Genomic DNA, 22,930 nt, shown 5'->3' with positions numbered 1-22,930 from the left:
TTACAATAACCAAGCTTTTAAAATCATGGGGCTGACTTGGATTTCGACAGATTTCTTGTCGCACAGATAGCATGCCAAGCGCTACTTGTAAAACAGCAACAAAAATAACTGTAAACAACGCAGATTACGCTCCAGCTTACGCTAAAGCTGCGTGAGTTAATCTCCTTTTGGAGCTGGACTGATTAGAATTTCTAGCGTTTTAATCACTCCATAACCTTAAGCTAGACGCTTTTAAAAGGTGGTTCGCCTTTTAAACTAAGAACAAGAACTCTTGAAACTACCTCAAGGTTTTAGAAAGTTGGACCAGAGCTAGTTTTAAGGCTAAAAAACTAACCAATTTTCTAAGCATTGTAGAAGTTTGTGTTTAGGACAAGATTTTTGGACTGGGGTTCGATTCCCCACAGCTCCACCATATTAAAAAGTATCATTTTTATAGCGTATTTAAGGAAGGTAAATGCAGAAGTTTTTCTCTCGTTTTAGAAGGTGGGCGTTGCCCTTTTATTTTGTGAGCGCTTTAGCAGCGATTGATATTGATGAAGTGACAGAAGCTCAAGCTAACAGCGTGAAATTAAGCGATCAGTTAGTGAGCCTGAGCGATAAGCTTTTAGAAAAAGCGGTGGATAGGGGGCGAAACACCGATCATTTAAAAGATCTTAACGATTTGCATGAGAAAATCAAACATTTGCGCTTGATCTTAGAGCCTAAGCCTAAGGATAAAGAAAATAATCCTAACTTAAAAGATCATCAAGGCTCTGAAACGATTGAAATCGGCGAAACGATTAAAAAGGCTTTAGGCGAGCCGGTATTCCCCCAAGACGCGCTAGACGCCGCTTTGCAAATTGACAAACAGCTAGATTCTTTCAAACAAGACAATTTGATTGATGTTAAGCCCTTAAAAGATGTTTTAGCCCAGCTAGAAGCCGAATTGAGAAAAGCCATTGATTTCCAAAAACAATGGCTCAATTCTACCAAGCCTAATTGATAGGGTTTAAAAAAAGAATTTCACGCTAACCATAAGGTTGCTCCTGTCTTGTGTGTTCGCCTTAAAGGCTTTATCAAAAGGGCTAGTGAGATCATTAACCTTATAGCCAGTGTGTATGCTCACCGCATAGTATTGTAAATTCACATCAACGCTAGCAAAAGAACCCCATTTATAGCCTAAATTCAAGTTAATGGATCTTTCGCTCGCTCTGGTGGCGTAAGTGTATCTGCCTAAGATCCCCCATAAAAACCCTCTATACACGCCCCCACCAAAGACATATCCGCTAACAGAGTCTGCGGTAACAGCGTTACTAAAAACCAAACCATAAATGCTGTTACTTCTTATGTCAAAAGGGATCGGGTTACCATACCAGCCAATCCTTGCGTTAGCGTTGCCAAAATTTTGGTAATAACCAAAGCCAAAGTTAAATTCGTTGTAGTCAAAGCGTTGGTGGATTAAAAGCGATGCACCCCATTCGCCAATCTTAGAGTTACGCCAATACACATCGTATAAATCTTTAGCATAAACAGGGAAAATCACATTGATAAGGGTTTGAGATCGCAACCCTAAACCTCTAAATTTCGGGTTGCTATCAATATGGATTTTAATCCCGGGCGCTTCGTAAGTCTTGGGTGAAAAATAAAAAAAGGGCGTGGCTTGAACATGTTTGCTAGAAAAATAGAGTTGCACCGCATGGATGCCATCATCAACTTTTTTTCTGCCGTCTTCAGTTACAATAGGGGCATACCAATCTCGTATCCATTGCCCCGCGGCTAAAGCCCTCCCAAAAGAGCTAAACCATTTTAACGCTATTTTAGAATTGATTTTATAATCCAGTTCAAAACCCTGTGTATAACCGCTCATAAAATCCATGTTAGAAAGGTAACGCCCTAGTTTTAGGTGGAATTTATCGCCGTAAGAATAAAACAAATAGGAATTATACAGCACATAATTACGGGTGTGAGCGTCAGATTCTATGCGAGAGTCTTTCCAAGGAGCGTCGCCTAAATACCCCCACCAACGCCCTATGAAGAAAAAAAGTTCTGAGCCATAGATTTGGTGCGTAGCTTGGTCGATGAGCGTTTTGGTAGAATCGTAAGCGAGCGCTCCTAAAATCCCGCCAACGCCTATTTTTAAGCTGTGTTTTTCAATGTTTTTAGGGAGCAGATTGGAATCCACTTGAAGCTTGATCGTGGCGGTTACAAAAGTGGCTGTAGGGAAAATCCCTTCTTTGGAATTGAGTTTGGAATGGTTAAACCCCACTTTAGAAAAGGATTCCGCTACCCCGCTAAACTTATAATCAAAAGCCAATAAAGGGCTTTGATTGTAAAGAATAAAAACAAACAATAAGGGTAATTTTTGAAATTTTAACACAGAATAACCTTTGTTTAATTTTCGCTCGTATCATATTCCAATTTTATTAAAAACCTATTAAAAATGAAAGTATTCAAATAATTATCTAAATATTATTCTTTTTTTGTCCCGCTTTCATTTTTTATCGGCTCAAAAGAATACCCTAAAGCCTGATAAATTTGATTGTGGTAACGGACTTGATTGTCTTCTAAACTTTCTTGAAAAGACTTTTTAAAATGCGGATCTAGTGTGTTTAAAAACACCTCTAGCCCGATTGCGCTAGAATAATTCACCCAATCATGCCTTAAATCGCTCTCTAATAAGGAGGCGTATTCTATCAGCGTTTCATCGCTATTTTGCAAGGCATTGACAATGAATAAATTCTTTCTGTCTTTAGGCTGGGTGAGTAAGAGTAAAGAGGGGTTGAAATTGATTTGTGTGGAAAGGATTTTAAAGGGCTTATATTCTAAAAGCCCTATTTGAGAAAGGATCAGGCCGCTTTTAGTGGTAGGGGTGTTTAAAATCAAAATAGAATTTTTAAAAAACGCATCATGTTTTCTAAAATTTTTTGAAAAACTCGTGGCTTGCTTGTAAGAAATATTTTCTTGGTGTTTGACTTCAATATTTAAAGACTCCGTGATTTGCCTCAAGCGTTCGCCTATCAGACCATCATCATCGTATTCAATCACGGGCGAATTAGGGTTAATGAAAGTTGCGAGCATACCTAATTGCTCTTTATAATCAATCCCCCCAAAATACAAGCGCTCGCTTAAAGAAAGCTCGGTATGATTTTCCAATTGCGTTTTATTCACCGTAGGCACATAAGTAGGGGTATTGATAGTCGTGTTTTGGAGCAAATTTTCCACGCCCTCTTTAGTCAATAAAGCGATGATAAAAGGGAATTTTTCTTTTTCAATTTCTTTATAAGTTTGCTCTAATTTTTCAGGGCTTTCTTCATCGCTGTCAAAGACTTGGATATTGAAATCGTTGTTTCTGGTGTTCAAATACGCTAAAAGGGTGTTCATCACCGAAATGGCATAACGCCCCACCACCTTTTTAGGCAGTAAAATCGCTAATTCAATCTTAGGCTCATAGCTTTCTTTGGTTGGGGTTTGAGAAGCGATGGATACGGGGTTGAGTTTGTTTAAGATGTCCTTGTAATAAATTTTAAGGTTCTCATCATGGTTGTTATCATCGTATTGAGACGCAAAAGAAAAGATTTGATTTTGCAGCATCAAGTCTTTCAAGCACTCCAAAGAGCAAGGCTCTGTCTTAATGATTTGCTGGTGCGCTGGGGGCAAAGGGGAAAACAGATAGCTTTTGGCATGCAAATTTATCATACAAACAATTAAAAAAAACAATAAAAGGCGTTTGAAAAATCTTTTTCTTAAGGCGTATGGCATTTTTTAATATCTTTAAACTTGAATTTCCTAAAATTTTATTATAGAATATTTAACTCTAACAAAGAGACTGATTTTACCCCTACAATCCAACAAGAGAATTTTTTTAAGGCGTGTGGGATCAAACGCACTTTGGAAACTCAAACCCTGTAAAATCCCTATCATAGGGATACAGAGCCAAAACCAAACCCTCCCCAACTCTAATTTTTCCAATCATTAAAGGATTGCATCAAAGGATCAAATGTCCGCATGCTCTCATGCTTTGATGATCCTCTAGCGCCAATTATAAATATAAGGCCTTAAGCTAATGCAATAATCCCTAGTGCTTAATATGTCCTTACGCATGTCTCCTAATTGCCCAGATAAGACTTCTTGCACTTTTCTTAATTGGTTAATCTCCGTGCTTTGCGCGCTGATGATTTTTTTCAAATCCCTTATCTCTTTAATCAAATCCGCATTACTGCTCGCCTTATTGGCTTGTTCTGGATCCGCGCTTAAAAAACCTAACGCCACGCATAAACTCACAACGACTTTTTTCACCACCGCTCTCCTTTTTATCCTCTCCCAACATTCAGCCACAGCCAAATAAAAGGGATCATTCCCTTTTAATGAAAACAAAACTAGAGCCTAAAATTCTCCATTAAATTAAAATTCATGTAGCGATAGATCTTGTCTTTTTGGCTCTCTAGCTTTTCGCTCACTAAATTCATGTATTCTTCTTTAGTGGGGATTCGCCCTAGTAAAGCGCACGCCGCCCCAAGCTCTGCGCTGCCTAAATACACTTTAGCCCCTCTGCCCATACGATTATCAAAATTGCGTGTGGAAGTAGAAAAAACGACCGCATTATCCCTAACCCTCGCTTGATTGCCCATGCACAAGCTACAGCCTGGGACTTCAGTCCTTGCCCCGGCAGCCCCAAAAATCGCATAATAGCCCTCATTAATAAGCTCTTGTTCGTCCATTTTACTGGGTGGCACTACCCAAAGGCGCGCTTGACTGGGAGGAGCGTTTTTAACGATTTCACCAAAGGCTCTGAAATGCCCGATATTCGTCATGCAAGAGCCAATAAACACTTCATCAATAGCGTGGGGTCTTTTACCGGTCGTATCCGCTAAAACTTCGCTCAAAGTAGCGACATCATCAGGGTCATTAGGGCAAGCTAAAATAGGCTCCGTGATTTCTGCCACATCAATTTCAATGACGGCAGCGTATTGGGCGTTACTATCTGGCTCTAACAATACCGGCTTATCCACCCAAGCTTGCATCGCATCTCTGCGTTTTTTCAAAGTCTCTTTATCTTCATAACCGCTTACAATCATCTCATCAATGAGCTTGATATTGGATTTCAAGTATTCAATCATCGGCTCTTTATTCAAACGCACCACGCAAGCCGCCGCGCTCCTTTCTGCACTCGCATCGCTTAGTTCAAAAGCCTGTTCCATTTTAATATCAGGCAAGCCTTCAATCTCCAAAATACGCCCGTTAAAGACATTGATTTTACCCTTTTTCTCCACCGTGAGTAACCCTTTTTTAATGGCATAATAAGGGATCGCATTCACTAAATCCCTTAAAGTAATCCCAGGATTCATTTCCCCTTTAAAACGCACTAACACCGATTCTGGCATGTTCAAGGGCATCGTGCCTGTAACCGCTGCAAAAGCGACTAACCCGCTCCCTGCCGGGAAACTAATGCCTAAAGGGAAACGGGTGTGGCTATCCCCCCCTGTGCCTAAAGTGTCAGGCAATCCCATGCGATTCAGCCATGTATGGATCACGCCATCGCCCGGATGCAACGCCACACCGCCTCTTTGAGTGATAAAGCTGGGCAAGGTTGCATGCAAACTCACATCGCTAGGCTTTGGGTAAGCGGCGGTATGGCAAAAACTCTGCAACACAAAAGGCGCATCAAATTTCAAACTCGCCAATTCTTTAACCTCATCTCTAGTCATCGCCCCTGTGGTGTCTTGACTGCCCACGGTGGTAACCTTTGGCTCACAATAAGCGCCAGGTAAGATCCCTTTTACCCCACAAGCATGGCCTACAATTTTTTGGGCTAAAGTGTAGCCTTTAGCGTCGCTTTTAGGAGCGGATGGCTTTTTAAACGCTTCAGATTCGCCTAGCCCTAAAAATTTACGCGCTTTATTCGTCAAACCCCTACCAATGATTAAAGGGATACGCCCAGAAGCCCTGACTTCATCTAACAAAGTTTCAGGCTCTAGCTTAAAGGTGCTAACCACCTTATCGTTCAGCGTGATTTCGCCTTTATAAGGGTAGATTTTAATCAAATCGCCCTCTTTTAGATCCTTAACATCAGCCACAATAGGTAACGCTCCGCTATCTTCACAAGTCGCAAAGAAAATCGGAGCGATCACCCCCCCAATCACAATGCCTCCACTCCTTTTATTAGGCACAAAAGGAATGTCCTTACCAAAATGCCACATGATAGAGTTTGTCGCGCTTTTTCTAGAGCTTCCTGTGCCAACCACATCGCCCACATACGCCACAGGAACGCCTTTAGTTTTAATGGCTTTTATGCGTTGTTCGTAATTTTCAATCCGGTTTTTTAGCATGGCTTTGGCGTGTAAAGGAATATCGCTTCGTGTGAAAGCGTCGCTCGCTGGGCTTAAATCATCGGTATTGGTTTCGCCATCAATCTTAAACACGCACGCTTCAATGCATTCATTCAAAGGCTCTTTATTCAAAAACCATTCGGCATTCGCCCAAGACTCTAGCACTTCTTTAGCCAGAGCGTTAGTTTTGCTCATTGCAGCGATTTTATCAAACGATCCATAGACTAAAAGAGTGGTTTTTAAAGCTTTCGCGCTCTCTTTAGCGATGTTTTTGTCTTGACTTTCTAAGCCCACAATCAAAGGCTCTACATTATACCCCCCAAGCATCGTGCCTAAAAGAGTAGTCGCTTCTAAAGCACTAATATGTGCACATTCTAGTTTTTTTTGAGACAATTGGGCTAAAAATTCCGCTTTCACTTTCGCCCCCTCATCAACCCCAGGGCTTACCCTGTGAATGAGTAATTCTTTAGCGAAAGCGGCGTTTGTAGGATCTTTCATTAAAATTTCAACGACGGCTTCCACTTGTTTATCGTTTAAGGGGAGTGGCGGGATATTCTCACTTTCTCTTTCTAAAACGCTTTTTTTATAATCTTCTAAAAAATCTTTCATCATTTCTCCTTATTAAATAGCATTATTTGCTAATGCTCTAATCATTTGCTCCATGATAACAAAACTCTTTTTACTTTTAGTTAAGTTGTAAGAAATTTTAGCTACCATGCGATACAAAAAAGGATTTTAAGTGCGTTTTGGTAAAATTGATTATTTGAACATGCTCCCTTTTGATGTGTTTATCAAATCCTACCCCACCCCTTGTTATTTCAAACAATTCTTACGGCTTAAAAAAACTTACCCCTCCAAACTCAATGAGAGTTTTTTATTCAGGCGCATTGATGCGGGGTTTATTTCTTCTATCGCTGGCTATCCATTCGCTCTTTGTTCTTATTCTTTAGGCATTGTCGCTTATAAGGAAGTTTTAAGCGTGCTGGTTGTAAATAGAGAAAACGCTTTTGACAAAGAAAGCGCTTCTTCAAACGCCCTCTCTAAAGCGCTAGGGTTAAAAGGCGAAGTGCTAATCGGCAATAAAGCGTTGCAATTTTACTATTCCAACCCCAAAAAAGATTTTATAGATTTAGCCGCTCTGTGGTATGAAAAAAAACGCTTGCCGTTTGTTTTTGGGCGTTTGTGTTACCATAAAAACAAGGATTTTTACAAGCGTTTGTCTTTAGCCTTCAAACGTCAAAAAACAAAAATCCCTTACTACATCCTTAAAGAAGCCGCTTTAAAAACCAACTTGAAACGCCAAGACATTCTAAATTACTTGCAAAAAATTTACTACACTTTAGGCAAAAAAGAACAATTAGGCCTTAAAGCGTTCTATCGTGAATTGTTGTTCAAACGCATCCAAAAACCCAAGCGTTTTTAGTGATTCGCTGAGAATGTAGGCTTAAAATTTAGAAAGGGTGTTTTTAAGCAAGATTAGGTTACAATCAAAAGTTTTATTATATGGATTAAGAGGATTAAGAAGGGATCATGCAAGCAAAGATAAAAAACAAACGGGTTTTGGTGAAATTTTCTGGGGAAGCGTTAGCTGGGGACAACCAGTTTGGGATTGACATTCATGTGTTAGATCACATCGCTAAAGAGATCAAAAGTTTAGTAGAAAACGCTATTGAAGTGGGTATTGTGATTGGTGGAGGCAATATCATTAGGGGGGTTAGCGCGGCTCAAGGGGGGATTATCAGGCGCACCAGTGGGGATTATATGGGCATGTTAGCCACCGTGATTAATGCAGTAGCCATGCAAGAAGCTTTAGAGCATATCGGCTTAGACACAAGAGTGCAAAGCGCGATTGAAATCAAAGAGATTTGTGAAAGTTACATTTACAGAAAAGCGATCAGGCATTTAGAAAAGGGTAGGGTGGTGATTTTTGGCGCAGGCACGGGAAACCCGTTTTTCACTACGGATACGGCTGCCACTTTAAGAGCGATTGAAATTGGATCGGATTTAATCATTAAAGCGACTAAAGTGGATGGCATTTACGACAAAGACCCTAACAGGTTTAAAGACGCTAAAAAATTAGACACTTTAAGCTATAACGATGCCTTGATAGGGGATATTGAAGTGATGGACGATACCGCTATTTCTTTAGCTAAAGACAATAAGCTCCCCATTGTGGTGTGTAACATGTTCAAAAAAGGGAATTTATTGCAAGTGATCAAGCACCAACAAGGCGTATTTTCTATGGTAAAATAAGCCCTTTAAAATTGGATAGAACTCTAAAATAAAAGGATCAGTTTGAAAAAAGAGAGAACAGAGAGTTTAGTCGCTCAAGCCTTAAAAAATATTGGGAACGACCGCTACATGCTAGATAATTTAGTTTTCGCTCGTGTGAAGCAATTAAACGCCGGAGCCAAAACTTTAGTGAATATGGACCCTAAACGCCATAAATTAGTGGATATTGCTATTAGAGAAATCGCTGAAGGGAAAATTGATATAGACAGGATAGATGAACGAAATTGATAAATCCGTTGATATCGGATTCTTACGGATTTTGGATGTCATTAAAAAAGTTACGACCCCAAAGGGCGGCATTGAAATCTTAAGGACTTTAATTGATTTCACGCCCAAAATTGAAAACGCCCTAAATTTAGCGGCCAAAAGCCATAAGGGGCAGTATAGAAAAAGCGGCGAGCCTTATATTGTCCATCCTATTTGTGTGGCAAGCTTGGTAGCGTTTTGTGGGGGCGATGAGGCGATGGTGTGTGCTGCACTTTTGCATGATGTGGTAGAAGACACGCCCTGTAAAATTGAAACGATTGAGCAAGAATTTGGGCAAGATGTGGCTAATTTAGTGGATGCACTCACTAAAATCACTGAAATCAGGAAAGAAGAGTTAGGGGTGAGCTCTCAAGATCCCAGAATGGTGGTTTCAGCGCTCACTTTTAGAAAGATCCTAATTAGCGCGATACAAGATCCAAGAGCCTTAGTGGTAAAGATTAGCGACAGGTTGCACAACATGCTCACCTTAGACGCCTTGTCTCACGACAAACAAGTGCGTATTTCTAAAGAAACTCTAGCGGTGTATGCCCCCATAGCGAGCCGATTGGGCATGTCTTCAATCAAAAATGAATTAGAAGACAAGAGCTTTTATTATATTTATCCAGAAGAGTATAAAAATATCAAGGAATATTTGCACAAAAACAAGCAGTCTTTACTCTTAAAGCTCAACGCTTTTGCGAGCAAGTTAGAAAAAAAACTTTTTGATAGCGGGTTTAGCCATTCGGATTTTAAACTCGTTACAAGGGTGAAACGCCCTTATTCTATCTATCTTAAGATGCAACGAAAGGGCGCGGTTAATATTGATGAAATTTTGGACTTGTTAGCCATTAGGATTTTATTGAAAAACCCGATTGATTGCTATAAAGTTTTAGGGATTATCCATTTGAATTTCAAACCCATTGTTTCTCGTTTTAAAGATTACATCGCTTTACCCAAAGAAAATGGCTATAAGACCATACACACGACCATTTTTGATGAATCTTCTGTTTATGAGGTGCAGATTCGCACCTTTGATATGCATATGGGGGCGGAGTATGGTAATTCAGCCCACTGGAAGTATAAAGCTGGGGGCGTGGATAATGACGATCATCATGAGGGCATGAGGTGGTTGCAAAATTTTAAATACCATGACAGCGACTTGAAAAACGACCCTAAGGAATTTTACGAACTCGCTAAGAACGATTTGTATCGTGAAGACATTGTCGTTTTTTCGCCCCATGGGGACACTTACACCTTACCGGTAGGAGCGATTGCTTTAGATTTTGCTTACATGGTGCATAGCGATTTAGGCGATAAAGCCACGGACGCTTATATCAATAGTAAAAAAGCCTTACTCAATCAAGAATTAAGGAGTGGGGATGTGGTTAAAATCGTTAAAGGCGATAAAGTAATACCTCGTTTCATTTGGATGGATCAGCTTAAAACTTCTAAGGCTAAAAACCATTTGCGTATCCAAAGAAGAAACCGCTTGAAAGAAATTGACACTAAGAGCATGATCAATATCTTAGCGACTTTTTTTGGGCGCTCTGTTTTTGAAGATGTGGATTTGAAAGATTATAAAAACTTTGAAGAAAAATTAACAGATTGTGGGGTGGAAACCACCTTAACAGAAGCGATGAAAAGCTTTGAAAATTTAACCAAACTCACTGAAGAAATTGAAAATAAGGTGTTTTCTTTAAAAGAAGATGCGATTTTAGAATACCAAGAGATGAGTTTATGGACTCGAGGTTTAAGGTATTTGGGTTTTAAAACCAGCGTTTTGAATTTTTTAACCCCAAACCGGCAGTGGCAGTGTAAGGAATTAGAACATTTTAGCGTTTGTTCAAGCAACGCTTTAGAGATCAAACAGGTGTTGTTGAATGATTGTTGTTATCCTAAATATGGCGATGAAATCATTGCGATTGTAACGGATTTAAAAGATCCAAAAGCGATCGCACACCATAAATTTTGCAAAAAAGCGATGGCGGAAGTGGATGCTAAAGTGCCGATGGTTCATATAGAATGGCACAAGCGGGATCGAACGATTTATAAAATGATGTTTTATTTAGGCGAAAAAAAGTCGGTTTTAGCAAGTTTATTGACTTTTTTAAACAGGAATGAATGCAATATTGTGGGCGTGTCTTACTTAGGCTATAAAGACAAGTATTCTAGCCATTGTGAAGTGAGTTTTGAAATAGCCACGGATAAGGCGGATTGGATGAGGGCTTTAATCAATCGCAAATATCAAGATAGGATTGTAGAATTATCCAGTCTGGATGATGCTTATGAATTATAATAAGCCCTAATTAAGGAATGAATATGGAACAAAAAATCGCTATCGCCTTAAAAGAGATCGCTAGAGGCGCTAATGAAATCATTGGATTAGAATATATTGAAAAATTGGTGAGAAAATATTACGAAACCAATGAACGCTTTATCGTTAAGGCCGGGTTTGATCCTACCGCTCCAGATTTGCATTTAGGGCATACGGTATTGATCCAAAAATTAGCTTTATTGCAGCGATATGGGGCTAGGGTTAAGTTTTTGATTGGGGATTTTACCGCTATGATAGGCGATCCTACAGGGAAAAATGAAACCAGAAAGCCCTTAAACCGGGAGCAAGTCTTAGAAAACGCTAAAACTTATGAAGAGCAAATCTATAAAATTTTAGATCAAAAACACACCGAAGTGTGCTTTAATTCCACTTGGTTGGATGTTTTAGGCGCAAAGGGCATGATAGAATTGTGTGCGAAGTTTTCAGTCGCTAGAATGCTAGAAAGGGACGATTTTGCTAAACGCTATAAAGAAAACCGCCCCATTAGCATCGTGGAATTTTTATACCCTTTGTTGCAAGGCTATGATTCAGTGGCGATGGGTGCGGATATTGAGCTTGGGGGCAATGATCAAAAGTTTAATTTGCTGGTGGGGCGCTTTTTGCAACGGGCTTACGGCTTGAATAAAGAGCAGGCTATCATCACCATGCCTTTATTAGAGGGGCTTGATGGGGTGCAAAAAATGAGTAAAAGCTTGGGGAATTATGTGGGGATCACTGAAGAGCCTAATGCGATGTTTGGGAAGATCATGAGCGTGAGCGATGATCTCATGTGGCGTTACTACACCCTTTTGAGCGCTAAGACTTTAGAAGAAATTGAAGACTTAAAACATGGTATTTTAAACCAAACCTTACACCCTAAAGCCGTTAAAGAAGATCTCGCTAGTGAAATCGTGGCTCGTTATTATAACAATGATCAAGCATTCAAGGCTAAAGAGCAATTTTCTAAAGTGTTTAGCGCAAACCTTTTGCCTGAAATTTTATCAGAGAGCGATTTTGATGAGGGGGTTGGGATTTTAGACGTTTTAAAACAGATTGGCTTTTGCCCATCCACTTCACAAGCCAGGCGCGATATTCAAGGAGGAGGGGTAAAGATTAATCAAGAAGTGATAAAAGATGAGAGTTATCGTTTTGTTAAAGGAAATTATGTTATACAGCTTGGTAAGAAAAGATTTATGAAATTAAATATTAACTAATATTAAGGAAAGAGCTATGGTATCAACACTCAAACCGCTAAAAATCGGTAAGCACACCATAAAATTCCCCATTTTTCAAGGGGGCATGGGTGTGGGGATTAGCTGGGATGAACTAGCTGGAAATGTTGCCAAAGAAGGGGCTTTAGGAGTGATTTCAGCCGTAGGGACTGGTTATTATAAAAACATGCGTTTTGTAGAAAGGATTGTGGCTAAAAAACCCTTTGAAGCCTTGAATTTTTACTCCAAAAAAGCGTTGAATGAGATTTTTGCAAACGCTAGGAAGATTTGCGGGAACAACCCTTTAGGAGCGAATATTTTATACGCTATCAATGACTATGGCCGTGTTTTAAGGGACTCTTGTGAGGCGGGGGCGAATATTATCATTACAGGGGCTGGTTTGCCCACTAACATGCCTGAATTCGCTAAGGATTTTAGCGATGTGGCGCTCATCCCTATCATTTCTTCAGCGAAGGCTTTAAAAATCCTTTGTAAAAGATGGAGCGATCGCTATAAAAGGATCCCGGACGCATTCATTGTGGAAGGGCCTTTGAGCGGGGGGCATCAGGGCTTTAAATACGAAGATTGTTTCAAAGAAGAATTCCGATTAGAAAACTTAGTGCCTAAAGTCGTGGAAGCTTCTAAAGAATGGGGGAATATCCCTATCATCGCCGCTGGGGGGATTTGGGATAGGAAGGATATAGACACCATGTTAAGCCTTGGAGCGAGTGGGGTGCAGATGGCGACTCGTTTTTTAGGCACGAAAGAATGCGACGCTAAAGCGTATGCCGATCTTTTGCCCACGCTCAAAAAAGAAGATATTTTACTCATTAAATCGCCTGTAGGCTATCCGGCTAGGGCTATTAATACGGGGGTGATCAAGCGCATTGAAGAGGGTAATGCGCCCAAAATCGCATGCGTGAGCAATTGTGTAGCGCCTTGTAACAGGGGTGAAGAGGCTAAAAAGGTGGGCTATTGTATCGCTGATGGTTTGGGGCGCAGTTATTTAGGGAACAGAGAAGAGGGGCTTTATTTTACTGGGGCTAATGGCTATAGAGTGGATAAGATTATCAGCGTGCATGAATTGATTAAAGAGCTTACAGAGGGTTAATTTGTAGTGCTTGTGAGGTTAGGGGTTGTTGCATGTCTTTTTTGGTTGCATTTTGCTTATGCGACAACCCTTAAAATTATCAATATTGTGCCTTTTGGCTCTAGCAGTGTCAAAATCTCGTTCAATCAAGAAATTAAAAAATTCAAAGAAGTTCCGCTCAAAAATTTCAAGAGCTATTTGGAATTAGAAGCCGTTTTAACCATTCCTAAAAAGCATTACCAATTTTCCAAGCAATCTTTCATTACGATCGCGCAATTTAGCCCTAAATTAGCGCGAGTGGTTATCGGCTACGCTCCTAAGATGACTTATGAGATTAAAATCCTTAAAGACAAGCTCTATGTTTCTATCGTGGAGAAAAAGCCCTTAATTAGGCATCAAATGGCGCCAAAACCACCCAAACACCATGCACCCAAACACCAGACGCTAAAACCAGCCCCTAAACCCATTAAAAAAGAGACTAAAGAGAAAACAACTAAGCATGCACATTCAAAGCATGCGCACTCTCCATTGAACGAAAGGAGCGCTAAAAAAGAAATTCCTAAAAAAGAAGCAGAAAATGATAATAAGAACCCAATTTTTATAATAGAAAAAAATGATACTTTCATCAAAACCAAACGCAAAAAACACAAAAAGATCGTTTTAGACGCCGGGCATGGGGGGAAAGATTGCGGGGCGATGAGCGCGAATTTAGTGTGTGAAAAAGACATTGTTTTAGAAGTGGTGAAGTTTTTGCATAAAGAGCTTAAAAAAAGAGGTTATAGCGTTTTATTGACAAGGGATAAGGACATTTATATTGATTTAGTGGGGCGCACGGAATTAGCCAACAAAAAAAGCGCGGATTTATTCATCTCAGTGCATGCCAATTCCATCCCCAAACGCTCCACCTCTAACGCTCATGGCATAGAAACTTATTTTTTATCCACCGCAAGGAGCGAAAGGGCTAGGAAAGTGGCTGAGCAAGAAAATAAAGACGATGTGAATTTGATGGATTATTTTTCTAAAAGCTTGCTTTTAAATTCATTAAACACGCAGCGATTGATTGTTTCTAACAAACTGGCGATTGATGTGCAATACGGCATGCTCCAAAGTGTCCGCAAAAATTACCCTGATGTGGTGGATGGGGGCGTGAGAGAGGGGCCTTTTTGGGTGTTGGCCGGGGCTTTAATGCCTTCAATTTTAATAGAAATTGGTTATAATTCCCATGCGATAGAATCTAAACGCATCCAAAGCAAACCGTATCAAAAAATCTTGGCTAAGGGCATTGCTGATGGCATTGATAGTTTCTTCAGCAAGAATGATTAGGCAATGATTAGGTTGTAGATGAATTTTTATCAAAAAATACACACGCATAAAGTCGTTTTTTCTTCATTGTTTTTTTTGTTGTTTTTGTTCAATGTGGAAACTTTGTTGTTTTCGCATTTTAGCGATGATTTTTCCCAATTGTTTTTTTTGTTTGAAAACCATGTTTATGATTTCATTATCAAATTAGATTACTTGGGGCTAATAGGCGTTTCTTCAATTTATTTGCTTGCGCTTATTCTAAAGCCTTTCACCCTCACGCGCCAAAAATGCGCTTGTATAGGGATATTATGCCTTTCTTTTTACGCTTGGAATTTTCCTGTTAAACATTCTCTAATCGTGCTTTATCTTTTCTATTTTGCACTGTTAGGGACTTTATTGTGGCGTTTTTTAGGGGCTAGCATGAAGCAATCTTTCTTGCCCTCTATGAATATTTGCATCGTGTGGGTTTTTGCTTCTTCTTTACAGAGCTTTAGATTTTTAAGCGTGTCTGATTGCGTGGATTTTTCGCTTTTTATACTCGCTCTTTTTTTATTGATACTGGTTTTAATCTATCACAAACGCCTTTTTGGGCTGTATGAATACGCTAACACGCTTATTTTGATCGTGGGGCTTAGCGTGGTGGTGCTGTGTTCTAGCATGTTCATTCAAACTAAAGAATATTATGGCATGCGGTTGGGTTTTTATTTTTTAGGCTTGTTAGGGTGGCTTTTAGAATATGTGCATAACACTTTAAGGCGTTTGGAGCATAAGATTTAAAGGCTTGGCTCTCATTCAATAGGGATTGTTAAAGTTTTTTGGTTGAGTATCCTTGATTGAGTGTCTTTTTGGGGCTTAAAAGCGGTTTTACAAAAATCTTAAAGAGGTTTGATGATCTTTTGTTTTTGGCGTTCTTGCTCTAGTTTAGCCACTTGAGCGAAGACAATCGCCACCGCTTCAAACAATTCTTCTGGTATGGTGGCGTTTAATTTCACGTCTCTATAAAGCTCTCTGGCGAGCGTTTTATTTTCTATAATTTCTATATCATGCTCTCTAGCGATACCCTTAATCCTAATGGCTAAATAATCCGTGCCTTTAGCCACCACCACAGGCACAGGGTGTTCTTCATCAAATTTGAGAGCGACGGCGTAATGGGTGGGGTTAGTAACCACAACATTAGCTTTAGGGATTTCTTGCATCATTTTATTCGTGGCGTTTTTTACCATCATTTGGCGGATTTTGGCTTTGATCTCTGGGTTTCCTTCTTGCTGTTTGTATTCGTCTTTAACTTCTTGTTTAGTCATTTTTAAAGAGTTAGTGTATTGGCGGCGCTTGATCACTAAATCTATAAAAGCCAAGACAAAAAATAAAAATAAAAGCGAAGAAATGAGCCATAACGCCTTGCTTTTAAACCACAATAACTGGCCTTGCAAATTCAAAAGAGCCGCATGGTTTAATTCCCCTAAAAACAAGGAAAAGATAAAAAACCCCAGGAAAAAAGCTAAAAAAACTTTTAAAGTGATCAAACTCCCATCAAGGAGCTTTTTTAAAGAAAAAAGGTTTTTGACGCCATTGATAGGGTTGATTTTAGAAAATTTAGGCTCAATGACTTTAGGGGCAAAGAGCCAGCCAAATTGCAAGACATTAGATAAAAACGCCACCACCACTAAAATGATTAAAACAGGTAAAAGCAATAAAAAAGTGTCTTTAGCCAGTTGGTTAAACAGCTTTTGAACGCTTTCTTTATTAAAATCTAGGGAAAAATCTTTCACTACATGGCGATACATCTCGCTAAAGCCATCCACCCACCATATAAAAAAAACAAAAATACTGAGTAATCCAGCTAATAACCCTAAAAACCCCACCACTTCCATGCTTTTAGGCACATTGCCTTCTTCTCTGGCTTTTTGGATTTTTTTCGCGCTAGGGAGTTCGGTCTTTTCTTCTTCAGCCATTTGATCCCTCTTTTAAAATTTGAACGGCTAATTCATAGTCTTTTAGGGTGTTGAGGTTTAAAAACTCTTCTTCTTTATCAAAATGGATAGCGGTTGAAGAGGCGTTTTTGATAAGATCGCTCAAGCGATAATTTTGCGTTTTAAGAGCGTAATTAAGGGCGTTAAGGATACTTTGATGCCACAAAGAAATCAAATAATGTTCTTTTGTGGGGCTTTTAGCATAGACTACGCTAAAGTTTTGAATCCCACAAAGAGCCTTAATGCTTTCAAAGGACACTAAAGGCGTATCTATGGCGATAAAAAAAATATAAGGGGTTTGCAGCGTTAAAAAAGCGTTATGAATGCCAAAAAGGGGTGAAAAAAGGCCGCTCTCTTTTTCTAAAAGATAGGGAGCGTTTAATGCGTAAGATTTTTTCGCGCTGATAATGACTTGTTTGAAAAGTTTTAAAAGGCGCGAGTATTGGTATTCTAAAAGGCTAGGATACGATTTTAAAGGCATGAGAGCCTTATTGATTTGAATATTACTGATGATGAAACGAGAGCTTTTGCCCCCAGCCAGTAAAACGCAAGGAATGTTATCAATGATAGGGTTTTTCAAAAGATCTATCCTTGTTTAATGTTGTTAAGTCATTGTTTTATTATGTTACACTAAAAGCTTAAATAAAGGGCATAAGGGATAAAGGGAGTGTTAGTAGATAGTTTTAATAGGGTTATTGACTATATTAGGGTTTCTGTAACCAAACAATGTAATTTCAGGTGTCAGTATTGCATGCCTACCACGCCATTAGATTTTTTTGATGATGAAGAATTATTGCCTTTGGATAATGTTTTAGAATTTCTTAAAATCGCCATTGATGAAGGCGTTAAAAAAATTAGAATCACCGGTGGGGAGCCACTATTACGCAAAGGATTAGATGAATTTATCGCCAAACTGCACGCTTACAATAAAGAAGTGGCGTTAGTTTTAAGCACTAATGGTTTTTTACTCAAAAAAATGGCTAAGGATTTAAAAAATGCCGGGTTATCCCGAGTGAATGTTTCATTGGATTCTTTAAAAAGCGATAGGGTTTTAAAAATCTCTCAAAAAGACGCTCTTAAAAATACGCTAGAAGGGATTGAAGAGTCCTTGAAAGTGGGTTTAAAACTCAAATTAAACATGGTTGTGATAAAAAGCGTTAATGATGATGAAATCTTAGAGCTTTTAGAATACGCAAAAAATAGGCATATCCAAATCCGCTACATTGAATTTATGGAAAACACGCATGCTAAAAGTTTGGTTAAAGGCCTGAAAGAGCGAGAAATTTTAGATTTGATCGCTCAAAAATATCAAATCATTGCGACAGAAAAACCTAAACAAGGGTCTTCTAAAATCTACACGCTAGAAAATGGCTATCAATTTGGCATTATCGCTCCGCATAGTGATGATTTTTGCCAATCTTGCAATCGTATCCGTTTGGCTTCTGATGGCAAGATCTGCCCATGTTTATACTATCAAGACGCCATAGACGCTAAAGAGGCGATTATAAATAAAGATACAAAAATGATGAAAAGGCTTTTAAAACAATCTGTCATCAATAAACCAGAAAAAAACATGTGGAATGATAAAAACAGCGAAACTCCCACAAGGGCGTTTTACTACACAGGGGGGTAGGGAAAATATTTATTATTTTAAACCTTTGATAGATTAGAAGAGATCTCAAAAAGGAAGATAAACCCTAACTATATTAAACAAAATATCAACCAACAGGCGGGGTATTCTGCTGAAATCAAAGAGCAAGCCCGTGTTAATGCGCATAATATCCTTGCAAAAAAAGGGGAAAGGATAGTGCAGTATGATGATCTTTTTAGCGAGAAAAAGGCTCAGGTTAAAAAGCTTTTCCCAAACTATGCCACGCCCAGTAAGAACCACGAAATCGTGGATTATATCAGTGTGGATGAAAAGGGGAATGTCATTCCTGGCACGGCTGTGCAGAGTAAATTTGTGGGCAGAAATGGTGAGGAGTGTTTTAAAAAACTCTTATCTAAAGACTATGAAAAATACTTTGAAAACGGTGCGAAGATGAAAATCGCTAGGAATCATTATGGGGATTTTCAAAGAGCGGTCAATACTAGGATCAAGAGCCTAGAATCTCAAATCGCTAAACAAAAGGGGCTTGGTGATTTTCAAAAAGCCGCTCATTTAGAGGAAAAACTCCAAAAATGCAAAACAATCAAAGCCCATACAAGGCCTGCGAGCGCCACTAAAGGAGAGGCGATTGAAGCCAGATTGAACCCAAAACTCTCCACTGCCAAAGATGTTGCCAGCGTTTCGCATCAAGCAGGAATGAACGCCGCACAAACCGGTGCGTGGATAGGTGGTGGGGTCTCACTCGTAACGAATGTTTATGAATGTGTCGCAAATGGAAAGGATCCTATAAAAGCGCTCAAGCACACTGCCATTGCAACCCTAAAGGGTGGAGCGCTTAGTTATGGTAGCGCGTTTGCAAGCTCCTCTTTGGGAGGTTGGATGCAAAGCAGCACTAATAGAATCATCCAAAGCCTTGGCAAAGGCTCAGCACCTGCGATGATTGTGGGTGCTTGTGTGGCAAATGCTACGGTTTTAACTCGCTATTTTTCTGGAAAGATTGATAAAACAGAGCTTCTTAAACAGCTTGGGAAAGCCAACACCACTCTTATAAGTAGTGGGGCTATGGCAGTTGCTGGGCAAGCGCTCATCCCCATTCCTGTGGTTGGAGCGTTGATTGGGGGTTTTGTGGGTGCAGCGTTGAGTGAAACTTTTTTTAACGCTTTTCTAAAGGCTCGAGAAGAGGTTAAATTGGCGCGCCAAAGGCGTATTGAGATTGAAAGAGAATGCCGTGAAATCATCAAGCTGTTAGAGGCGTATCAAAATCAATTTAAGGAGGTGTTTGAGCGGTATTTTCATGAAACCACCAAGTTTTTCAATCAGAATTTTGATGAGCTTGAGCGGGCGCTTTATGCAGGCGATGCGGATTTGGCCATAGGAGTCAATAATAAGATCCAAGAAAGACTAGGCCAAAAGCCGTTGTTTAATAATACCCAAGAATTTTGGGAATTGATTACCAGTAATAAAGACATAAGAATGTAAAGGAGAAAAACATGCCATTACCATTCATTTTAGGAGGGCTAGCCCTAGCGGCAGCAGGATACGGAGTCAAAAAAGGGATTGATGCAAAGGATACTAACGACAAAGCCAAAGACCTACTCAAAAAAGCAGAGGAACTGTTAGAAGAGGCAAAAAAGAGGGTTGAGCTTGCGGAGTCTGATTGTAAAAATGCTTTTATGAGATTTGGCGAGAAAAAACTCCATGTTTTAAGCCATACGGTTTCAAACTTTTTGGATCACTTCCACCAATTGAAGGGTCATGAGTTTGTCATCAGTAATATTGATATGCAAAATATTCAAGAGCAAGTCTTAGAAGCGCTAAATATTGTCAATAAGTATAAAGAGATGGGCTTGTTGGATCTTTCTAGTTTGGGTGGCGTGGGTGCAGTTGGAGTTCTTGCCACTTATGGTGCATACACTAGTATAAATGCGGCGGTTGGTAGCACGGTGCTGTCTCATATTGGTGGCGCTCTTGCTTGGATGAGTGGTGGGGCGATTTCTTTGGGAGGTGGGTTGGCTGCTGGGAGTATGGCGTTGATTGGAGGGGTTGGTGCTGCACCCGTGATCGCTATCTTGGGGGCTTTTAGCGCTTCTAAAATGGAAAAAAAGCTAGAAAACGCCAAGGCTTATTGCTCTCAAGTTGAAAAAGCCGCCAAAAAAGCGGATGTGGTGATTGATAATCTCCAAGCCGTTAGGAAAATGGCAGATCTTTTCACCAGGCAAATCACAAAATTTGATGCGCTGTTTTTCTCGCTTTCTCAAGAGGCCATCGCCACGATGAAAAAACATAACTACGATATTTCTCGTTACAATCAAAAAGAAAAAGATCAACTCTGCGTTACCGTTTCAACGCTCTTTAGTTTGAGCACTTTTTTGAAAGCGCCTATCATGGACAAACACCAAAAACTTAATAAAAAAGCACAAAACGCCCTCAATCTCATGCAAAATCAGATAAATGCCCTCCAATCAAAAAGGTCTTGAAAACCTGTGAAAAGGGATCGCTTGGGGGCTTGAAAGATGAAGGGCTTAAAGGTGAGAATATAAAAAGATGAAAGGATCACAAGAAAATCCTGATCGTTTCCCTTGCACCTCTTGTGGGCTTTGCTGTAAAAATATCGCTGGGATTATTGAGCTTATTGAGTTTGATGCTGGCAATGGGGTGTGCAAGTTTTTGGATTTAGAAACGAATCTGTGCAAGATTTATGAATCGCGCCCGTTAATTTGCAGGATTGATGAAGCGCACAAAAAGCTTTAAGCTTTATTCCCATATTCCGCTGAAGGAATTTTATGCCAAAAACGCAGAGGTTTGTAACGCTTTGCAAGAAGCGAATCATATGGATAAGAGCTTTAGGGTTATTATTGCAAAATAACATAGTTTTTAGAAATTTAGCTAACGATCGCTATGGCTTGCAAAAATATCTGATTAAAATCAGTTAAAAATGAGAAAATAAAGCTAAATTAACCATTTTGCCCCTCAATTTTGAGCCAAAAATTAAGCGAATTACCCCTTATAAAAATACTAAAAAGCCGTTTTTTATAATCAATAATAAAAAAGCTTGAAAAAACAAGCGGTAGCTTTTAAAAAAGCGGTCTTTTGGAGTTAGTGGGGTTAGGGGTTTTTAATTTATTGTTCCACAAACACCGCATCAACCAAATCTTCTATAAAGCGTTCTTCATCAAAAGCGATCAAATCGTCTTCTTTTTCGCCCATTCCTAAATAAAGAATGGGTAATTTCAACTCATACAGCACGCTTAAAATCGCTCCGCCTTTAGAAGTGCCATCAAGCTTAGTCATAATCACGCCATCTAGCACCAAAGTCTCATGGAAAATTTTCGCTTGCGTGAGCCCAGAACTCCCTTGCGTGCCGTCTAAAATAAGGAATTTATAAAAGGGGGCGTCTTTTAAAACTTTAGAGCAAGTGCGTGCGATTTTAGAAAGCTCGTTTTTAAGGTTGGTCTGGTTGTGTAACCTCCCAGCGGTGTCTATAAAAACTTCATCTATATTTTTAGCGATCGCGCTTTCTATGGTGTTATAAGCTAAAGAGCTTGGATCGCTCCCTTCTTTAGCACTAATGACTTGAATGTTAAGCTTTTCGCCCCATAGTTGGAGCTGTTTGACTGCGGCCGCTCTAAAGGTATCGCCTGCCCCAAGAAGCGTTTTTTTATGCTGTTTTAAAGAGAGCTTGGCTAATTTAGCGATCGTTGTGGTTTTACCCGCCCCATTAACCCCCACGATCAAGTGCACTAAGGGTTTTGTGGTGATGGTTTTTAAGCGTGTTTTATCATAATAGCTTTCCCCACGCACGAAACGCAACAAAGCGACTTCTAATTGCTTGGGCGTAACTAAATCGCCTAAATGATTTAACAAGCTCTCTATCAAATCGTATTGGATGTCAAAGCCAATCAAAATTTCTTCTAACTCCTCTTTAGGAACGCTTTGGCGTTTTTTTTCTTTAGCCTCTTCTTTAACCTCTTCACCCTTAATTTTATTGACAATTTTTTTGAAAAAATTAAACATGGTTTTTTAATCCTTTAAATTGGAAATATCAAATTGGAGCATTTCTATTGGCACGATCCCCTGATACATTTTAATCAATTGGTGTTTGTAATATAAGAGCATGTTAAAAGAATGGTTTAAAGAGTCAAGCTTTAAATGATCAAAAAGAGCGGTATCTTTAGGGTTTAAAATCATAAAATCAGCTTGAGAATGCGTATTAAAGTCTTTGATTTCATCGCTTGAATAGGGTTTATTGAGTAAAATAAGCACCCTCAAACGATCTTTAAAAGTTTTTTTTAAGATGTTAAAGCTGGGGGTGTAATCTTTTAAAAAATTATCTAAAGCGCTTAAAACTAATAGGGTAGGGGTGTTAGAATCCGGGCTGATATTTAGAGAATCTAAATCGCCTGTGATGGTGTATTCTTGGTTATTCAAATCCATAGCGGTGTAGGTTTTAGGGCTATCTTGTTGGGTGGTATTGTTTTGAGAATCTTGAGATTTTTGAGAATTTTTACAAGCGCTAAAACCCAACAAAACGATCAAAACCAGCGCGATAAAACGCAAAAAATAAGCCTTAATTCTCATTATAAACACATCC

The 22,930-nt window shown here is 39.4% G+C and carries 19 protein-coding genes, 1 other RNA gene and 2 pseudogenes; 14 read left to right on the top strand and 8 right to left on the bottom strand.

Annotation, left to right across the window (positions count from 1 at the left end; translation table 11 throughout):
• Window positions 1–27 precede the first annotated feature (27 nt).
• Window positions 28–412: a transfer-messenger RNA gene (gene ssrA, locus EXS92_RS05590) on the top strand.
• Between the two features lie 42 nt (window positions 413–454).
• Window positions 455–982: a hypothetical protein gene (locus EXS92_RS05585; protein ID WP_064436595.1), complete on the top strand. Its 528-nt coding sequence runs from the start codon at window positions 455–457 to the stop codon at window positions 980–982.
• Window positions 983–988: 6 nt separating this feature from the next.
• Here the strand turns inward: EXS92_RS05585 and hofE are convergent, their stop codons facing one another.
• The 4 genes from hofE to acnB form a co-directional block, all read right to left on the bottom strand.
• Complete coding sequence (hofE, locus tag EXS92_RS05580) at window positions 989–2,356, bottom strand: outer membrane beta-barrel protein HofE (RefSeq protein ID WP_165515815.1); 1,368 nt, start codon at window positions 2,354–2,356, stop codon at window positions 989–991.
• A gap of 92 nt (window positions 2,357–2,448) precedes the next feature.
• The gene (locus EXS92_RS05575) at window positions 2,449–3,738 is read right to left on the bottom strand and encodes an IS701 family transposase (RefSeq protein WP_165515814.1); all 1,290 of its coding nucleotides are present in this window, start codon (window positions 3,736–3,738) and stop codon (window positions 2,449–2,451) included.
• A gap of 270 nt (window positions 3,739–4,008) precedes the next feature.
• Complete coding sequence (locus EXS92_RS05570; RefSeq protein WP_165515830.1) at window positions 4,009–4,314, bottom strand: hypothetical protein; 306 nt, start codon at window positions 4,312–4,314, stop codon at window positions 4,009–4,011.
• A gap of 41 nt (window positions 4,315–4,355) precedes the next feature.
• Window positions 4,356–6,914 (bottom strand): bifunctional aconitate hydratase 2/2-methylisocitrate dehydratase, encoded by a 2,559-nt coding sequence (acnB, locus tag EXS92_RS05565; RefSeq protein WP_165515813.1) that lies wholly within the window; start codon window positions 6,912–6,914, stop codon window positions 4,356–4,358.
• A 130-nt stretch (window positions 6,915–7,044) separates the two neighbouring features.
• Here acnB and EXS92_RS05560 point away from each other — a divergent pair, with 130 nt between their 5' ends.
• The 8 genes from EXS92_RS05560 to EXS92_RS05525 all read left to right on the top strand — a co-directional run bounded on the left by EXS92_RS05560 (window position 7,045) and on the right by EXS92_RS05525 (window position 15,537).
• Entirely contained in the window at window positions 7,045–7,728 is a 684-nt protein-coding gene (locus EXS92_RS05560) for an MqnA/MqnD/SBP family protein (RefSeq protein ID WP_165508276.1), read from the top strand.
• A gap of 107 nt (window positions 7,729–7,835) precedes the next feature.
• The gene (gene pyrH, locus EXS92_RS05555; RefSeq protein ID WP_097556033.1) at window positions 7,836–8,558 is read left to right on the top strand and encodes a UMP kinase; all 723 of its coding nucleotides are present in this window, start codon (window positions 7,836–7,838) and stop codon (window positions 8,556–8,558) included.
• 42 nt (window positions 8,559–8,600) lie between these two features.
• Entirely contained in the window at window positions 8,601–8,825 is a 225-nt protein-coding gene (locus EXS92_RS05550; RefSeq protein WP_000712202.1) for a DNA-directed RNA polymerase subunit omega, read from the top strand.
• Window positions 8,812–11,139 (top strand): RelA/SpoT family protein, encoded by a 2,328-nt coding sequence (locus tag EXS92_RS05545; RefSeq protein WP_165515812.1) that lies wholly within the window; start codon window positions 8,812–8,814, stop codon window positions 11,137–11,139. The genes EXS92_RS05550 and EXS92_RS05545 overlap by 14 nt, the downstream gene beginning before the upstream one ends.
• Before the next feature lie 23 nt (window positions 11,140–11,162).
• A complete protein-coding gene (gene tyrS / locus EXS92_RS05540; protein ID WP_165515811.1) occupies window positions 11,163–12,371 on the top strand; it encodes a tyrosine--tRNA ligase in 1,209 nt (402 codons plus the stop codon).
• A gap of 16 nt (window positions 12,372–12,387) precedes the next feature.
• Entirely contained in the window at window positions 12,388–13,479 is a 1,092-nt protein-coding gene (gene fabX, locus EXS92_RS05535; RefSeq protein ID WP_000255243.1) for a decanoate oxidase/trans-2-decenoyl-[acyl-carrier protein] isomerase FabX, read from the top strand.
• Window positions 13,480–13,485: 6 nt separating this feature from the next.
• On the top strand, window positions 13,486–14,781 hold the full coding sequence (locus tag EXS92_RS05530; protein ID WP_165515810.1) for an N-acetylmuramoyl-L-alanine amidase: 1,296 nt from the start codon (window positions 13,486–13,488) through the stop codon (window positions 14,779–14,781).
• Between the two features lie 18 nt (window positions 14,782–14,799).
• Window positions 14,800–15,537, top strand: a complete 738-nt coding sequence (locus tag EXS92_RS05525; RefSeq protein WP_165515809.1) for a hypothetical protein — start codon at window positions 14,800–14,802, stop codon at window positions 15,535–15,537.
• Between the two features lie 98 nt (window positions 15,538–15,635).
• Here EXS92_RS05525 and flhB read toward each other — a convergent pair whose 3' ends face one another.
• Both flhB and mobA read right to left on the bottom strand, forming a co-directional pair.
• Complete coding sequence (gene flhB / locus EXS92_RS05520) at window positions 15,636–16,712, bottom strand: flagellar biosynthesis protein FlhB (protein ID WP_165515808.1); 1,077 nt, start codon at window positions 16,710–16,712, stop codon at window positions 15,636–15,638.
• A complete protein-coding gene (gene mobA / locus EXS92_RS05515; RefSeq protein WP_165515807.1) occupies window positions 16,705–17,310 on the bottom strand; it encodes a molybdenum cofactor guanylyltransferase MobA in 606 nt (201 codons plus the stop codon). Before mobA ends, flhB begins: the two co-directional genes overlap by 8 nt.
• A gap of 87 nt (window positions 17,311–17,397) precedes the next feature.
• Between mobA and moaA the strand changes: the two genes are divergently transcribed.
• The 4 genes and pseudogenes from moaA to EXS92_RS05495 all read left to right on the top strand — a co-directional run bounded on the left by moaA (window position 17,398) and on the right by EXS92_RS05495 (window position 21,205).
• Window positions 17,398–18,363 (top strand): GTP 3',8-cyclase MoaA, encoded by a 966-nt coding sequence (gene moaA / locus EXS92_RS05510; protein WP_165515806.1) that lies wholly within the window; start codon window positions 17,398–17,400, stop codon window positions 18,361–18,363.
• A 24-nt stretch (window positions 18,364–18,387) separates the two neighbouring features.
• Window positions 18,388–19,818, top strand: a pseudogene (locus tag EXS92_RS05505) (hypothetical protein); the annotation flags it as partial.
• Between the two features lie 11 nt (window positions 19,819–19,829).
• On the top strand, window positions 19,830–20,816 hold the full coding sequence (locus tag EXS92_RS05500; protein ID WP_165515805.1) for an interferon alpha-inducible IFI6/IFI27 family protein: 987 nt from the start codon (window positions 19,830–19,832) through the stop codon (window positions 20,814–20,816).
• 67 nt (window positions 20,817–20,883) lie between these two features.
• A pseudogene (locus EXS92_RS05495) lies at window positions 20,884–21,205 on the top strand (YkgJ family cysteine cluster protein).
• A gap of 254 nt (window positions 21,206–21,459) precedes the next feature.
• On the opposite strand, the gene ftsY reads toward EXS92_RS05495, so the two are convergent.
• Together ftsY and EXS92_RS05485 are read right to left on the bottom strand one after the other, a co-directional pair.
• A complete protein-coding gene (ftsY, locus tag EXS92_RS05490; RefSeq protein WP_165515804.1) occupies window positions 21,460–22,353 on the bottom strand; it encodes a signal recognition particle-docking protein FtsY in 894 nt (297 codons plus the stop codon).
• A gap of 6 nt (window positions 22,354–22,359) precedes the next feature.
• Window positions 22,360–22,917: a hypothetical protein gene (locus EXS92_RS05485; RefSeq protein ID WP_165511416.1), complete on the bottom strand. Its 558-nt coding sequence runs from the start codon at window positions 22,915–22,917 to the stop codon at window positions 22,360–22,362.
• Window positions 22,918–22,930 lie beyond the last annotated feature (13 nt).

Origin of the sequence: Helicobacter pylori (assembly GCF_011175115.1) — a bacterium.
GTDB lineage: Bacteria > Campylobacterota > Campylobacteria > Campylobacterales > Helicobacteraceae > Helicobacter > Helicobacter pylori_DF.
This window is presented reverse-complemented; position numbering and strand designations above follow the sequence as displayed.